This window comes from Planotetraspora sp. A-T 1434, from assembly GCF_025420585.1.
GTDB lineage: Bacteria > Actinomycetota > Actinomycetes > Streptosporangiales > Streptosporangiaceae > JAOEGB01.
Genome location: NZ_JAOEGB010000001.1, coordinates 752804 through 768793 on the forward strand (window position 1 = coordinate 752804; position 15990 = coordinate 768793).

Here is a 15990-nt window from a genome sequence, read left to right on the forward strand (position 1 = left end):
CATGCTCACTCAGGCGACAGCCGTACTGGAAGAGATCGCGGAGCTCGGCCCCGAGGAGGCGCGAGAGCGCCTGCGGGGGCTCCGCGAGGCCTACCCCGATCACCGGTTCAGGCTGGTCTGGCAGCGCGAGGCCCACGACGCCTCCCTCCACTACGACCTGCTGATCACTCGGCCGGATCGCTCGACGCTCTCGCTGTCCCACTGCCCGGACAGGGGGTTGCCCTGGCCGCTGCGCGGAGCCCGCGCGGCGAGCGGCAATATGGCCCTCCTGCGTGTCAACGGCATCTCGATGGAGCTGGACCGTGTGGTCGCCGCACTCGACTTCGTCTGGGACGAGCTGCGGCTGGCCGACCGGCTTGTCGCGGCCTGCCTGCTGGAGCAGGAGCTCCAGGAGGCGCCGATCACCCTCAGCGACGCCGAGCTCCAGGAGGCGATGAACGCCTTCCGCAGGGCGAAGGGCCTGACCACTGCCGAGGCCACGTACGCCTGGATGGAGCGGCATTCCCTGAGCCACAGCGCTCTTGAGGACATGGTCGCCGGGGAGGCGGCGGTCGCCCGCCTACGGGAGCGCGTGACAGCGGACAAGGTCGAGGCCCACTTCGCCCGGCACCGGGCCGACCACGACACAGCGAGGGTCGTACGGCTCGGCTTCCCCGACGAGGCGTCGGCACGGACGGCGGCGAGCGCCCTACGGCACGCGGCCGGGAGCTTCTATGAGCTCGCCGAGCGCGGGGGAGTGGAAGCCGCGTTCATCGAGGTACGGCGGGCCGACGCGCCGGCCGAGGTCTTCGACGCGCGGCCGGGAACGGTGGCCGGCCCCTTCGGCGCGACCCTGTTCAAGGTGATCGAGGTGAGGACCGCGACGCTCGACGAGGCGACCCGAAAGGCCGTCCAGAAGACGCTCTTCGACGAATGGATCGAGGAACGGCGCGCCGCCTCCAAGGTCGAGTGGTTCTGGGGAAGCGCGAGCCGTACGGCCAGGCCGTCGCCATGAGCGGGCAGGTCTTCCGGACGGCCGCGCTGCGGCGGCGGGCCGCCGCGGGTCTGCCCGCCGCGGGTCTGCCCGCCGAGGAGTTGTGGGTGACACCACGGCGGCGCTTCGCCGTGATCTGGGGGGTCGTGCTCCTGCTCGTGCTGAGTGCCGCGGGGCTGGCCCTCATCCGGGTTCCCCGCCATGTCAGCGGGCTCGCGACGGTCAAGATGGCCGCCACGCTCACGGCGGCCTCGGGGACGAGGGGCACCGCGGTCGCTGCGGGCGCCGCGGCGAGTGGCCTGAGCCTGGTCGCGATCCTGCCCCCGAGCGCTGACCCGGTCGTCGCGGGGTCGAGGGCCCTGCTCACCCTGCCGAACCGGCCCGCGCCAGTGGACTGCGCCGTCGTCAAGGCGGCCCCGAAGACGGCAGGCCCCGGAAGCCAGAGGTGGGAGATGACGCTGACCTGCCCCGGCGACCCGGACGCCACAGGCAGCCCGGATGGGGCGCACGGCCTGGGGGCCGTGGGCGGCGGAGGAGCGGGTGCGCTGGCCGGCGGCAGCGAGCGTGCGGTGGGTGGCGGCGTCGGCACACTGACCGGCCGTGTCGTCGGCGAGGTCACCGTCGAGCGCGGCACCGACACCGCAGGCGCTGTGCTGCTGGGTGGTGGTTCGAGATGAGCCGCCGCGTGCCCGTCCGGCTGCAGAGCAGCCTCGCCGAGTGCGGGGCGGCCTGCCTGGCCATGGTGCTGGGGTTCCACGGCCGGCACGCAACCGTCCGTGAGGTGAGCGATCACGCCGGAGTGGGCAGGGACGGCCTGTCCGCCCTGGCCATCCTTCAGGTGGCGCGAGAGCACGGCCTGGTGGCGAGGGGGTTCTCCACGGAGCCCGGACGGCTCGGCGAGGTCCCGCTGCCCGCCGTGGTGCACTGGAAGTTCAACCACTTCCTCGTCGTCGAGCGATGGAGCCCCAGGCGTGTCGACGTCGTGGACCCCGCCCAGGGGCGGCGCAGGCTCACGCCGGAGGAGTTCGACGAGGGTTTCACCGGCGTCGTGCTGGCCTTCTCACCTGGTGACGGCTTCGCGAAGGCGGGCTCGCGGCGCAGGCCGTGGCTGAGGGAGTTCGTCCGGGCCATGCTGCTGACCCGCCGGGGGCTGCTCGTCCAGACGCTGGTCGTCTCGCTGATCCTGCAACTGGCCGGCCTGGTCGTGCCGGCGTTCTCGCAGATCCTGGTCGACGACGTGCTCCGGGTCCATGCCGACCGGCTGCTCGCGGTGCTCGGCGCGGGGCTCGCGATCGTCGCTCTGGCCCAGCTCGTGCTTCTCTATCTGCGGTCGATCACGCTCGTCTCGCTGCGCACCCGGGTGGACGCCGAGCTGAACGACCGGGTCGTGCGGCACCTGTTCGCCCTGCCGTACCGCTATTTCATTCACCGGGGCACCGGTGACCTGGTTCAGAGGGCGGGCAGCATCGGCGTTTTGCGGCAGATGCTGACCGGGCAGGTCACCTCGGCGCTGCTGGACGGGCCGCTGGCGCTCGGCTACATCGTCCTGGTGCTGGTCAGGGACCCGATCTTCGGGGCCTGCCTGGTGGGGGTCGCGGCCGCGCAGGTCGCGTTGCTGCTCGCCGCCCGCGGGAACATCAGCGATCTCACGCAGCGCGGGCTGAGCGCGCAGGCCGCCACGCAGGGGCAGTTGATCGAGGCGATCGGCGGGATCGAGACGCTCAAGGCCTCCGGCTCGGAGAAGGGGGCGGTGGATCGCTGGCGGAGGCTGTTCACGGCTCAGCTCAACGCCGACGCCCGTACGGCTGTCGCGTTCGGGACGATCGAAGCCGTGCTGGCCTGCTTCCGGTTCCTCGCCCCGGCCGGCCTGCTCTGGGCCGGCGCGTGGCGCGTGCTCGACGGCCAGCTCAGCCTGGGCGCGATGCTGGCGCTCAACGGAGTCGCCATCGCCGCGCTGACCCCGCTCGGGTCCCTGCTCACCAGCCTGCAGGTCCTGCAGCAGGCGGCGGCGCACGTGGAACGGCTGGCCGACATCATGGAGTCGGCTCCCGAGCCGCAGGGCGCGAGGGTGGTCACCCGTCTCAGCGGCCGGATCGCCCTGCGGGGGGTGTCGTTCCGCTACGACCCCCGGGCGCCGTGGACGCTGAGCGATGTGTCCATCGGGGTCGCGCCGGGCCAGAAGGTCGCGCTGGTCGGCCGGTCAGGTTCGGGCAAGAGCACTCTCGCGCGGGTGATGCTGGGCCTGCTCGACCCCACCGAGGGCTCGGTCAGCTATGACGGCATGCCGTTCACCGAGCTGGAGCGCGGCTCTCTCCGGCGGCATTTCGGCGTGGTCACCCAGGACCCGTCGCTCTTCTCCGGGACGATCAGGGAGAACATCAGCCTCGGCAACCCGGGCGCGCCCCTCGATGACGTCGTCCAAGCCGCTCGGATGGCCTGCGTCCACGACGACATCGAGCGGATGCCGCTCAACTACGAGACCCGGCTCTCGGAGGGCTCCGGCCTCTCCGGCGGGCAGCGCCAGCGCATCGCCCTGGCCCGCGCCCTGCTCGCCAGGCCGCGGATCCTGCTCCTCGACGAGGCCACGAGCAACCTGGACACGGCGACCGAGGCCGGCATCGAGGCGAACCTCGCCGGGCTCTCGCAGACGCGCGTGGTGATCGCCCACCGTCTCAGCACGGTCAGGGACGCGGACCAGATCGTCGTGCTCGACCAGGGCCGGGTCGTCGAGCGTGGCACCCACGAGCAGCTCCTCGCCCTCGGCGGCCACTACGCCGATCTCGTCGCCCACCAGTCGGGCGACTACCTGTCCGGTGCCCACCAGGGCCTTTGAGCTGCGGGAAGCCGGCTTGGAGCCTCGGGCCGCCAGGGGCTCCGCGCGGCGCGACGAGCCCGCTCGGTTCGCAGATCACACTCAGGGAACCTTCAGGATTCTCCAAGAATTGGGCCTTGTCGAGTCGCCGCCCTGCCCGTAAGTGTTAGTAAACCTTACTAACGATTGGGAGGAGTGATCATGCGACGACGTTCCCCGGCCCTTGTCCTGGCCGGGTTGGTGTCGGTCGTCCTGGCGCTCGTCGTGCCGGACAGCGCGAGCGCCGCGACCCGTTACGAGGCGGAATCGGCGACCATCTCGCAAGGAGTGGTGGAGTCCAACCACCTCGGCTTCAGCGGCACGGGCTTCGTGAACGGCGACAACGTCACCGGCAGCTACGTGGAGTGGACGGTCACCGCGCCTTCGGCGGGCACCGCGACCATCTCCCTGGGGTACGCCAACGGCACGACGATCAACCGGCCCATGGACATCAGCGTCAACGGCACGGTGGTGTCGGCGGCCCGCGCCTTCAACGGGACGGGTAACTGGGACACCTGGGCGACCAGCACGCTCACCGCTCCCGTGAACGCCGGAACCAACACGATCAGGGCCACCGCCACCACCGTGAACGGCGGCCCGAACCTCGACTACGTCGACCTCGACGTGACGCCCACCGCTCCGAGCTCCGAATACCAGGCGGAGAACGCGACGATCTCCCAAGGAGTGGTGGAGTCCAACCACCTCGGCTTCACCGGCACGGGCTTCGTCAACGGCGACAACGTGGTCGGCAGCTACGTCGAGTTCACCGTGAACGCCGCCGCCGCGGGACCGGCCTCCCTGGTCGTCCGCTTCTCCAACGGCACCACCATCGACCGGCCGATGGACATCAGCGTCAACGGCGCGGTCGTGGCGGCGAACAAGAGCTTCCCCAGCACCACCAACTGGGACACCTGGCAGGAAGCCACGGTCAACGCTTCGCTGAACGCCGGAGCCAACACCGTGCGGGCCACCGCCACCACCGCCAACGGCGGGCCGAACCTCGACCGGCTCGTCGTCTCGGGCGGCGGCGGGGAGGGCGAGCCGCCGACGGTTCCGGGCAACCCCCGGGTGACCGGCACCACCTCCAGCAGCATCAGCCTCGCGTGGGACGCCGCGACCGACAACGTGGGCGTCGTCGGCTACCGGGTCTACGAGGGCACGACCGTCGTCGCCAGTCCCACCGGCACCTCCGCCACGATCAGCGGGCTCGCGCCGTCGAGCACCCATACGTACACGATCACCGCCCTCGACGCCTCTGGCCTCGAGTCGGCCAAGAGCGCGCCGGTGACGGGCACGACCACGGGCGGCACCACCGGCGGCACCCCCGTGGCGATCAACGGGCAGCTCCACGTCTGCGGCGTTCACCTGTGCAACCAGTACAACCAGCCCATCCAGCTGCGGGGCATGAGCACCCACGGTCTCCAGTGGTACTACCAGTGCCTGAACACCGGTTCGCTCAACGCCCTGGCCACCGACTGGAACGCCGACATCATCCGGATCTCCATGTACATCCAGGAGGGCGGCTACGAGACCAACCCGAGGATGTTCACCGACCGGGTGCACAACCTCATCGAGCAGGCCACAGCCCGCGGCATGTACGCCATCGTCGACTGGCACATGCTCAGCCCCGGTGACCCCAACTACAACCTCAGCCGTGCCAAGACGTTCTTCACCGAGATCGCCCAGCGGCACAACAACAAGGTGAATCTGCTGTATGAGATCGCCAACGAGCCGAGCGGCGTCTCGTGGTCGACCATCAAGAACTACGCCAACAGCCTCATCCCGGTGATCCGCGCCAACGACCCGGACACCCCGATCCTCATCGGCACCCGGGCCTGGTCGTCGCTCGGCGTCTCGGACGGCTCCAGCGAGACCGAAGTGATCAACAGCCCGATCAACTTCCCCAACATCATGTACACGTTCCACTTCTACGCGGCCTCGCACGGCACGGAGTACCTCAACGCCCTGTCCCGCGCGGCCGACCGGATCCCGATGTTCGTGACCGAGTTCGGCACGCAGACCGCCTCGGGCGACGGCACGAACAACTTCACCAGGTCGCAGCAGTACATCGACCTGATGGCCCAGAAGAAGATCAGCTGGACCAACTGGAACTACTCCGACGACTTCCGCTCGGGAGCCGTGTTCAAGGACGGCACCTGCAACGCCAACGGTCCCTGGACGGGGACCAGCTCGCTGAAGCCCGCCGGAGTGTGGGTGCGCGACCGCATCCGCACGCCCGACAACTTCCCGACCGGCTGAACGACCCCCGTTTCCAAGCACGTGTCCGAGCGCGTTTCCGAGCGCGTTTCCGAGCGCGTTTCGGAGCACGTTTCGGAGGAGCCGAGCTCGGGTAGGCAGAGGGCCTGAGCTTACGGCTCGCATCCCGCCGGTGTGGCGCAGATCACACCGGCGGGATGGACCGTGCCTTCCTGCGGGATGAGCTGCCCATAAGGGCCTCTTAAGGTTGCGCTCCTTGTTGGCGCGGGACGGCCGGGATTACGCTCCCGGAAATTCCCCCCGCCACAAGGCGTCTTGTCACCAGGCGCCCCCTCATAATTCCGGAGCCCCCCATGGGACCGATCATGCGCGGCGCCTTCGCCGTACTGGTCCTGGCCGCCGTCCTGTCCACGCTGTTCGTCACCTGGTACGCCCCCGCCCAGGCGACGGAGACCCCCGCGCCCGAGGTACGGCAGGCGCTGGTCATGGCCCGCGCCACCCAAGAGCCGACGCCAAGCCCCGAGCCGACGTCCAGCCCCGAGGTGACATTCCCTTCCGAGGTGACGTCCAGTTCCGGGGTGACATTCCCTTCCGAGGTGACGTCCAGTTCCGGGGTGACATCCGGCTCTGGCGCGTTCGACCTCGACCCCGGCCCCGAGCCGGAGCCTGTCGTGACCGTCACCGTGACGATCAGCCCATCGCCCTCTCCGCCGGTGTCGCCGTCGCAGCGGCCGGGCAAGGTGCGGGTCGGCTACCTGGCGCAACGGGGCCCCTTCGGCGGCACGTCCACGGTCAAGACGCTCGACACCAGCGGAGAGATCGCCTGGCTCACCCACGTGAACTACGCCTTCGCCAACATCGACCCCGACACGCTCACCTGCGCGAGCGGGGTGACGAGGCCGCCCTCCAGCGATCCGGACGATCCCGACCAGGGCGACGGCGCGGGCGACGCGTGGGCCGACTACCAGAGGGGTTTCACGGCGGCGGAGTCGGTCGACGGCGTGCCGGACGCCCCAGACGCCGCGCTCGCCGGCAACTTCAACCAGCTGAAGAAGCTCAAGGCCCGGCATCCCGGCCTCAGGACCCTGATCTCGATCGGCGGCTGGACCTACTCGAAGTACTTCTCCGACGTGGCCAGGACGGCCGCGAGCAGGCAGAAGTTCGTGAAGTCGTGCGTCGACGCCTACATCAGGGGCGACCTGCCCGTGGCCGGCGGCCGAGGCGGACCAGGAAGCGCCAGGGGCGTCTTCGACGGCATCGACATCGACTGGGAGTGGCCGGGCGCGCAGGGACACGTCGGCAACCACGTCACCGGTGAGGACAAGGACAACCTGACCGCGCTGCTGGCCGAGTTCCGCGCGCAGCTCGACGCCCTCGGCCGGGAGATGGGCAGGCGCTACCTGCTCACGGCGTACCTTCCGGCCGACCCGGAGAAGCTCCACGCAGGCTGGGACCTGGACCGGATCTACGACTCCCTGGATTTCAGCAGTATTAAAGGCCGCGGCGCCCACGCTGTCGGAGGCGGCGCTGTACTGCTCTGACTTCCCTCGTCAGAATCCCCTTCGATTTAGGCCTTGTGGCGGGTTCCGCGCGGGGCTACGATCCCAACAACTCTTAGGAAAGTTTACTAAAAGAAACAGCGACCACAGAAGCACCCCCCAAGCTGCGTCCCGTCACCAGACGCCCCAAGTGCCGTACGGCTGACGCCGTTCGTCCGGCCGCCTCCGTGAGGCGTCAGCCGTACGGGTCCCATGACCTCCCTCCAACCACCCCCCAACAGAGGTTGTGACATGCAGATCAGGTATGTCTGGCGCGCACTGGTCGCGGTGGCCGCGCTCGGGCTCGCGCTCGTCGCGCTGCCGGCACAGGCCGCGACGGCGAAGGCCGTCTTCTCGAAGGACTCCGACTGGACCTCCGGCTACCAGGGCAGATACACGATCACCAACACCGGCACGTCCTCGATCTCCAGCTGGACTGTCGAGTTCGACCTGCCCGCCGGGTCGTCGGTCGGCACCTACTGGGACTCCCTGATGACCAAGTCGGGTGACCACTACACCTTCAAGAACCGCGAGTACAACGGCACCCTGGCGCCCGGCGCCTCGGCCGCTTTCGGATGGGTGAACACCGGGGCGGGCGTCCCCGCCAACTGCAAGCTCAACGGCGGATCCTGCGGCGGCACCACGACGACCCCGTCGCCGTCCCCCTCCCCGACGAACTCCCCGACGAACTCGCCCTCACCCTCACCGTCTCCCACGACCACCACGCCGCCGCAGCCGGGCAACCTCCGGAGCGCGCCGTACGTCGACATGGGCTCGTGGCCGACCCCCAGCCTGAGCGCGATGGCCTCGGCCTCCGGGTTGAAGAACTTCACGATGGCCTTCATCACCGCGTCGGGCTGCAAGGCCATGTGGTTCAACGCGTACGACCCGCGGCAGCAGTGGGCCAAGGACCAGATCGACGCGATCCGGGCCGGTGGCGGTGACGTGAAGATCTCCTTCGGCGGCGCGTCCGGCATCGAGCTCGCCCAGGCGTGCACCGACGTGACAGCGCTCTACAACGAGTACAACGCCGTGGTCAACGCGTACGGCCTGAACTACATCGACCTCGACATCGAGGGAGGGGCGTCCGCCGAGCCGGCGTCGATCGCTCGCAGGTCGCAGGCGCTCGCCAAGCTTCAGCAGGCCCACCCCAGCTTGAAGATCTCGCTGACCCTGCCGGTCCTGCCGAACGGTCTCACCGCCGACGGGCTCAACGTCGTGAAGTCCGCTCGCGACGCCGGGGTCAAGCTCGACGCCGTCAACGTCATGGCCATGGACTACTACCAGTCCGTCGACTACGGAGACGCGGCGGTCCAGGCGGCCAACAGCACCTTCTCCCAGATCAAGTCCCTGTACCCGAGCCTGACCGACGCGCAGGCCTGGCGGATGGTCGGCGTCACCCCGATGATCGGCCAGAACGACGACGGCCGGATCTACAACCAGGACGACGCCCGCCAGCTCGTCACCTTCGCCAAGGGCAAGCACCTCGGGCTGCTCGCCTTCTGGGAGGTCACCCGCGACCGCAACGCCTGCAACGGCGCGCTCTACATGTGCACCAACATCGCGCAGTCACCGTACGACTTCTCCAAGATCTTCGCTTCGTACACGGGGTGACTTCACCGGCTGACCCCCCCCAACCCACCCCCCAACTCAGCGTGATCATGCACAGGTTCCTCAGGGCGTGCCCGGCCTGCGGAAACTCCTCTCGTGATCATGCACAGGTTCCGAGAGAGCCTGCCCGACCTGCGGAGACTTCTGTGGTGATCATGCACATCCGCCGCCACATGCATGATCACGGACGGGGTTCGAGCTGGTCAGGGGCATCGGCCGGGAACCTGTGCATGATCACGGAGGAGAGATGGCCTGGTCAGGGGCGTCGGCCGGGAACCTGTGCATGATCACGGCGAAAGGGAGAGATATGTCCGTGCGCAGATCGGCGCGCAACTGGGCGGCGGTAGCCGTGCTGGCGCTCGGCGCCACCGCACTGTGGGGCGGCACCACGGGAGCCGCCTACGCCGCCAACATCGTCACGAACCCCGGATTCGAGAGCGGTCTTTCCGGGTGGACCTGCGCGGCGGGCGCCGCGGCCGTCTCCAGCCCGGTCCATGGCGGGACCAAGGCGCTCACCGCCACGCCGGCCGGGAGCGACTACGCCCGCTGCCAGCAGACGATCAGCGTCAAGCCGTCCACGGCGTACAGCCTGTCGGCCTGGGTTCAGGGCAACTACGTCTTCCTCGGCGCGACCGGCACCGGCACCACGGACGTCCAGACGTGGGCCAGCCCGGGCGCGGTCTGGAAGCAGCTCACCACGTCGTTCACGACCGGATCCTCGACGACCAGCGTGACGGTCTACGTCAACGGCTGGTACGGCCAGGGCGCCTACTACGCCGACGATGTCGTGCTCGACGGCCCCGGCGGCACCACCCCGTCGCCGACTCCGACGCCGACGCCCACTCCAACCCCCACGCCGACGCCGACGCCGACGCCGACGCCGACACCCACGCCGACACCCACGCCGACACCCACGCCGACACCCACGCCGACACCCACGCCGACACCCACCCCCACGCCGACCCCGCCGCCGCCCGGCAAGCGGGTGCTGGTGGGGTACCTGCACGCGTCGTTCGCCAACGGGTCCGGATATGTCCGGATGGCTGATGTCTCGAACGACTGGGACTTCATCGACCTCGCCTTCGGCGAGCCGACCTCGGTCACGTCCGGCGACATCCGGTTCAACCGCTGTCCCGTGAGCGAGTGCCCGAACGTCGAGAGCGACGCCGACTTCATCGCGGCCATCCGCGCCAAGCAGGCGGCGGGTAAGAAGGTCCTCATCTCGATCGGCGGCCAGAACGGCCAGGTCCAGCTCACCTCGACCGCCGCCCGGGACAAGTTCGTCCAGTCCGTCGGCGCGATCATCGACAAGTACGGCCTGGACGGCCTCGACATCGACTTCGAGGGCCACTCCCTGTCGCTCAACTCCGGCGACACGGACTTCCGTAACCCGACCACCCCGGTGATCGTGAACCTGATCTCCGCGATCAGGTCGCTCAAGGCCAAGTACGGCTCGAAGTTCGTCCTGACCATGGCACCGGAGACGTTCTTCGTCCAGCTCGGCTACCAGTTCTACGGGCCAGGCCCCAACGGCTCGGCCGACGCGCGCTCAGGCGCGTACCTGCCGGTCATCCACGCATTGCGTAACGACCTGACCCTGCTGCACGTCCAGGACTACAACTCCGGACCGATCATGGGCCTGGACAACCAATACCACACCATGGGCGTGGCCGACTTCCACGTCGCCATGACCGACATGCTGCTCACCGGCTTCCCAGTGGCCGGTGGGGCGACCTTCCCCGCTCTCCGCCCCGACCAGGTGGCGATCGGCCTACCGGCCGCGCCCTACGCCGGGAACGGCTTCACCACAGTCGCCGAAGTCCAGAAGGCGTTCGGCTGCCTGGCGAAGGGGACCAACTGCGGCTCCTACCACCCGCACGGCGTCTTCTCGGGCCTACGAGGCCTGATGGCGTGGTCCATCAACTGGGACAAGTACAACGGCTTCGAGTTCTCCCGCAGCCACCGCACCTATCTCAACTCCCTGTGAGGAACCGCATGAGATTGAATCGGACGGCCGTCGTCGCACTGGCCTCCCTCACCCTGGCCGTCGGCGGCTTCGTCGCCGGGACGACCGGCGCCTCCGCGTCGGCCACCCCCAGCAAGGTCATGCTGGCCTATCCGGCCTGGGCGCCCAACACCGCCTACGCCATCGGCGCGCGGGTCACCTACAACGGGGTCGACTACGAGTGCATCCAGGCACACACGTCGCTGACCGGCTGGGAGCCGCCCAACGTCCCGGCCCTGTGGAAGCCCATCAGCGGTGGCGGCACCCCGACGCCGACCCCCACGCCGACTCCGACGACGGGAGCGCCGGGCAAGCCGGGCACCCCGACGGTAACCGGCACCACGAACTCCTCGATCTCGCTCTCCTGGTCCGCCTCCAGCGGCACGGTCACCGGTTACCGCGTTTACGAAGGCTCGACCGTGAAGGCGACGGTCACCGGGACCAGCGCCACGATCTCGGGCCTCGGCACCTGTGAGACCCACACCTACACCGTCAAGGCGTACAACTCGAAGGGCGAGTCCGTCGCGAGCGGCTCGGTCACGGGAAGCACGACCGGCTGCACCGGCGGTGGGGGCGGCAAGCTCCCCGGCGCGCCGTACCTTTATGAGGGCTGGGGCAACCCGCCGAGCCCGACCTCGGTCATGAGCGCCACCGGGATCAAGGCGTTCACCATGGCGTTCATGCTCTCCGGCGGCGGCTGCACCGCGGCGTGGGACGGCTCCCGCCCGCTGTCGGGCAGCCCCGACGCGAGTGCGATCTCGCAGATCAAGGGCGCCGGCGGCAACGTCCAAATCTCCTTCGGCGGCTGGTCCGGCAACAAGCTCGGCCCCAACTGCTCGTCGTCCTCCGCCTTCGCGTCGGCCGTCCAGCAGGTCATCAACGCCTACCACCCGGTCGCGGTCGACTTCGACATCGAGAACACCGACGAGTTCGAGAACACAACGGTGCAGGACCGCATCCTCGGCGGCCTGAAGATCATCAAGCAGAACAACCCGAGCACCAAGGTGGTCGTGACCTTCGGCACCAGCACCACGGGCCCGAACTACTACGGCACCCGCCTGATCAACCAGTCGAAGGCGCTCGGCGTCAACATCGACAACTACACGATCATGCCGTTCGACTTCGGCGGCGGCTCGAACATGTACCAGAGCACGGTCAACGCCTCCGAGGGCCTGAAGAACGCCCTCAAGGCGGCGTGGGGCTGGTCCGACGCCACTGCGTACGCCCACATGGGCATCTCGGGCATGAACGGCCTGTCCGACCAGCAGGAAGTGACGTCCGTCTCGACCTGGACCCAGATCCGTGACTACGCCAAGTCGAAGGGTCTCGGCCGGCTCGCCTTCTGGGCCGTGAACCGCGACCGCGGCTGCGCCGGCGGCGGCGTGGTGTCGGACTGCAGCGGCATCGCCCAGAACACCTGGGACTTCACCAGGATCACCGCCGGTTTCTGATAGCTGAACCGGTCCTGCCATGAACCCGGCGGCCGGCGCGACAGGGACGCCCCCTACCTGTCGAGCCGGCCGCCGCTTCGCGTGGGGGCCAGCAGGCCGATCAGCATGCCGACGAACATCGCGACGGCGAGAGTGATCCAGAGCCGAATCGTCATTGACGTCTCCTGTTTGTTACGCTGCGTGGTCACAATACCGCGAAAGGTGACGGATGGCGATCGACGGGCGAGAATTCTGGTGACAAGTCGCCTCTTTACCTATTTGTCGGGCAGTCTTGGCAACGTCATGGACTACGCAATCCCGACAGGCATCGTCCTCGTCACCGGTGTCGTGCTCGCCCTCGTCGCGCAGTGGAGGGGCTGGAGGCCGTCGCTGACCGTCACGCTGGCGATCGGCATCGGCGTCCGCGTGCTGATCCTCGTCCTCTCCGCGAAGGACACTTGGCAGCCGGTCGATTTCATCAACAGCTTCAAGCCGGCCGGTGAGGCGATCCGCAACCACCACGACCCGGTGCTGGAGAGCAACGGCGGCTGGCACTTCCTGCCGACCATTCCCTATGTCTACGGCCTGCTCCTCTGGCTCGGCATCCCCTGGGAGATCAGCGGCCGGCTCGTCACCGTCGTCTCCGACATCCTGCTGATTCCCCTGGTCGGCACGCTCGCCGGCGGCACGAAGGCACGGCTGCGGGCGTTCCAGTACGCCTGCAACCCGCTCGCAATCCTCGTCGCCTCCGTTCACGGCCAGGTCGAGCCGGTCTCCCTGCTCTTCGGCGTGGCCGCGTATGTCGTGGCCCGCGGCCCCGACGGCTGGAAGCGCGGAAAGCCGCTCCCGTGGCTGCGGCCGCGCGACCTTCTGCGCCGCCTCACCCATCCCCTCGACGAGGACCGGGCGGCCACCACCCGCGCGATCTGGGCCGGGCTGCTCATGGGGCTGGCGCTGTGCGCCAAGAGCTGGCCGGTCATCCTCGTCCCCGCGATGCTGATGCTGCTTCCGGGGGTGCGCTCCCGCCTGATCTCGCTCGTCGCCACGGGGATCCCGCCAGTCTTCTTCCTGCTCACGCTGCCCGTCGGCGGGTGGACCAAGTGGGGCCAGCTTCCGGAGGTCCTCAAGACCATCGGCCTGCGGCCCAGCGACGTGCGGCCCATCACCGGCGACTGGGGCTGGACGGCCCTCCTCAACGCGACGGGACTCGCGGGCCCCACGATCGGCGCCAACTGGGTCCTCAACCCAGTTGCGCTCAAGATCGGTCAGTACCTCATCTACGCCGCGGTGGTCGCCTGCCTGATCTGGTGGCGCAAGGCCGACCCCATCGACGTCACGATCGCGATCCTGCTCGCTTTCATGATCTTCACGCCGCGGCTGGGTGCGCAGTACCTCATGTGGTTCATGCCGTTCCTCGTCGCACGACCCACTCGCTGGGCGTGGCCCGCGATCATTGGCTCGGCCGTCTGGGCCGCCGTGGGATATCTCGTGCTCACGCAGTACGAGGGGGTCGCCTGGGGCGAGTTGCACGGTCCCTGGGCGATGAGCTCGGTGTTGCTGTTCCCCCTGCTCATCGCCGCCATGCCCTGGGGCCGCAGGCGCTCGCAAGGCGACGAGACGGTCCGGACCACCCCCATCTCGGAGCCCGGAGTCCCCGTCCGCGTGGCCGCCGGCCAGTAGGTCCGGGTGGTCTGGCTCAGGCGCGGGGCCGTACGACGAGGCCGTCCTACTTGACGATCAGCCGGACCAGGTGGCCGTGGCTCTTGAAGCCGGGTGGGTCGCCGTCCAGGACCCCGGTCACGCACTCGAACACGCCGGGCTCGCTCTGCCGTACGAAGAAGGCGGGCTCGGCGATCGCCGAGAGCAGCCTGATCGCGTCGCGATGCACGTGGATTCCCTCCCGATCACCCGCCAGCGAGACCGTGACCTCGTAGACGCCGTCGTCGAGAAGGCGCTCGCCGGTGAGCAGCCACTCGGAGCCGCAGGCACGCCGGAGGTGCGGAAGCAGGTGCGCCTCGGGCTCCTCGGCGACCCAGCCCTCCCGCGTCATGTGGTCCAGAAGCCTCTGGACCTGCGGCTCCATAGCGGAGCCGTCCGCGATGCCGGTCTGGCGCTCGTCGATGTCCCATCGCCGCATGTTCAGACACTACGCGCCGGGCGCCTGGCGCGCTTCACGCGGCACGCCCCCTTACGGCGACGGCTTCGGCTCGGTATGTGGCTCGGCACGGGGGAGCCGTCCCGAGATCAGGGCGGCCGCCCACTTGCTGTCCGGGTCGCTGTCGATGAGGAGGGCGCGGACGAGCAGGCTCAGCGGGATCGCCAGGAGGGCCCCGAGAGGCCCCAGCACCCAGGCCCAGATGATCAGGGAGAGGAAGGTCGCCGTGGTGGACAGCCCCACGGCGTCGCCGAGGAACTTCGGCTGGATGAACGACTGAATGACCACGTTGATCGCGATGTAGGCGGCGATCACGAGAAGCATCGTCTTGGGGCCGCCTTCCAGCAGCCCCAGCAGGGCGGGCGGGACGAGGCCCAGGATGAAGCCGACGTTCGGGATGTAGTTGGTGATCAGTGCCAGCACGCCCCACAACAGCGGCAGAGGCACGCCCAGCAGGTAGAGCGCCGCGACGTCCAGCACCGAGCAGATCAAGCCGAAGATGGTCGAGACGATCAGGTAGCGCCTGGTCCGGTGAGTGAATGACTGGAGCGCCCGCGCGAGCTCCGGGCGCTCGACCGCGGCGGCGTCGACGATCCGCGAGAAGATCGGCGCGTCCAGGCTCATCGCCAGGAGCAGCACCACGATGAGGAAGAGGCTGGACAGCACCCCCAGCAGGCCGCTGAGCACGCTCTGCGCCACCTCGATCATCTTGGCCGGATCGAAGGAGGACAGCGCCTTGTTCAGTTGTTCGCTCCCGTAGCCCAGGCCGGCCGCCCAGTGCTGGAGGTCCGCCACCATCTTGTTGAACTGGGTGGAGTAGGTCGGAGCCAGGATGGCCAGTTGCGCGGCGGCGAGGCTGAGGATCGCCACCATGCCGAGCAGGACCAGCAGGACCACGGCCAGCGGGACGGCGACCTGGACGCCCACGGGCGCCCGATGACGGGCGAGCCAGTCACGCAACGGCGAGACGGCGATGACCAGCGTCAGCGCCAGGATGACCGGGCCGACGATCGATCCGACCGCCTGGATTCCCGCCAGCGCGATCACAGCGGCGGCGGCGCCGACCAGCACAACAATCGCACGAGGGATCCGCTGTTGAGTCACGTCCCGTTTCTACCCCTTCTCCGGGGAAAGATCCGGCAATTGGATCAAGGGTGTCCGTACGGCCTGAGCCCGGGATATCAGCCTTCGGGTCAACGTGGTCTTGAAG

Annotated in this window: 11 protein-coding genes; 9 read left to right on the plus strand and 2 right to left on the minus strand. The window is 68.9% G+C overall.

All coding sequences use genetic code 11. From position 1 onward, the window contains the following. The first annotated feature begins 1 nt into the window (after window position 1). The 9 genes from N5079_RS03330 to N5079_RS03375 all read left to right on the plus strand — a co-directional run bounded on the left by N5079_RS03330 (window position 2) and on the right by N5079_RS03375 (window position 14305). Entirely contained in the window at window positions 2-994 is a 993-nt protein-coding gene (locus N5079_RS03330; protein WP_261581822.1) for a TIGR04500 family putative peptide maturation system protein, read from the plus strand. Further along, the gene (locus N5079_RS03335; protein ID WP_261581824.1) at window positions 949-1650 is read left to right on the plus strand and encodes a hypothetical protein; all 702 of its coding nucleotides are present in this window, start codon (window positions 949-951) and stop codon (window positions 1648-1650) included. The genes N5079_RS03330 and N5079_RS03335 overlap by 46 nt, the downstream gene beginning before the upstream one ends. Beyond that, window positions 1647-3806: a peptidase domain-containing ABC transporter gene (locus N5079_RS03340; protein WP_261581826.1), complete on the plus strand. Its 2160-nt coding sequence runs from the start codon at window positions 1647-1649 to the stop codon at window positions 3804-3806. Before N5079_RS03335 ends, N5079_RS03340 begins: the two co-directional genes overlap by 4 nt. Window positions 3807-3986: 180 nt before the next feature. Beyond that, window positions 3987-6083, plus strand: coding sequence for a cellulase family glycosylhydrolase (locus tag N5079_RS35440; protein ID WP_410007730.1), 2097 nt, complete (start codon window positions 3987-3989; stop codon window positions 6081-6083). 311 nt (window positions 6084-6394) lie between these two features. Next, entirely contained in the window at window positions 6395-7582 is a 1188-nt protein-coding gene (locus tag N5079_RS03355; protein ID WP_261581827.1) for a glycoside hydrolase family 18 protein, read from the plus strand. A gap of 249 nt (window positions 7583-7831) precedes the next feature. After that, window positions 7832-9193 (plus strand): cellulose binding domain-containing protein, encoded by a 1362-nt coding sequence (locus N5079_RS03360; protein ID WP_261581829.1) that lies wholly within the window; start codon window positions 7832-7834, stop codon window positions 9191-9193. Window positions 9194-9497: 304 nt separating this feature from the next. Next, window positions 9498-11177 (plus strand): chitinase, encoded by a 1680-nt coding sequence (locus N5079_RS03365; protein WP_261581830.1) that lies wholly within the window; start codon window positions 9498-9500, stop codon window positions 11175-11177. 8 nt (window positions 11178-11185) lie between these two features. Beyond that, a complete protein-coding gene (locus tag N5079_RS03370) occupies window positions 11186-12646 on the plus strand; it encodes a carbohydrate-binding protein (RefSeq protein WP_261581831.1) in 1461 nt (486 codons plus the stop codon). Between the two features lie 282 nt (window positions 12647-12928). Then, window positions 12929-14305: a hypothetical protein gene (locus N5079_RS03375; RefSeq protein WP_261581832.1), complete on the plus strand. Its 1377-nt coding sequence runs from the start codon at window positions 12929-12931 to the stop codon at window positions 14303-14305. Between the two features lie 46 nt (window positions 14306-14351). Here the strand turns inward: N5079_RS03375 and N5079_RS03380 are convergent, their stop codons facing one another. Both N5079_RS03380 and N5079_RS03385 read right to left on the minus strand, forming a co-directional pair. Then, window positions 14352-14762 carry a hypothetical protein gene (locus N5079_RS03380; protein ID WP_261581833.1) on the minus strand — a complete coding sequence of 137 codons (411 nt, stop codon included), beginning with the start codon at window positions 14760-14762 and terminating at the stop codon, window positions 14352-14354. A 51-nt stretch (window positions 14763-14813) separates the two neighbouring features. Further along, window positions 14814-15884, minus strand: coding sequence for an AI-2E family transporter (locus N5079_RS03385; protein ID WP_261581835.1), 1071 nt, complete (start codon window positions 15882-15884; stop codon window positions 14814-14816). Window positions 15885-15990 lie beyond the last annotated feature (106 nt).

Coding starts and splice junctions, on each gene's coding strand:
- N5079_RS03330 (WP_261581822.1), top strand. CDS start 2: ATGCTCACTCAGGCGACAGCCGTACTGGAAGAGATCGCGGAGCTCGGC.
- N5079_RS03340 (WP_261581826.1), top strand. CDS start 1,647: ATGAGCCGCCGCGTGCCCGTCCGGCTGCAGAGCAGCCTCGCCGAGTGC.
- N5079_RS35440 (WP_410007730.1), top strand. CDS start 3,987: ATGCGACGACGTTCCCCGGCCCTTGTCCTGGCCGGGTTGGTGTCGGTC.
- N5079_RS03355 (WP_261581827.1), top strand. CDS start 6,395: ATGGGACCGATCATGCGCGGCGCCTTCGCCGTACTGGTCCTGGCCGCC.
- N5079_RS03360 (WP_261581829.1), top strand. CDS start 7,832: ATGCAGATCAGGTATGTCTGGCGCGCACTGGTCGCGGTGGCCGCGCTC.
- N5079_RS03365 (WP_261581830.1), top strand. CDS start 9,498: ATGTCCGTGCGCAGATCGGCGCGCAACTGGGCGGCGGTAGCCGTGCTG.
- N5079_RS03370 (WP_261581831.1), top strand. CDS start 11,186: ATGAGATTGAATCGGACGGCCGTCGTCGCACTGGCCTCCCTCACCCTG.
- N5079_RS03375 (WP_261581832.1), top strand. CDS start 12,929: ATGGACTACGCAATCCCGACAGGCATCGTCCTCGTCACCGGTGTCGTG.
- N5079_RS03380 (WP_261581833.1), bottom strand. CDS start 14,762: ATGCGGCGATGGGACATCGACGAGCGCCAGACCGGCATCGCGGACGGC.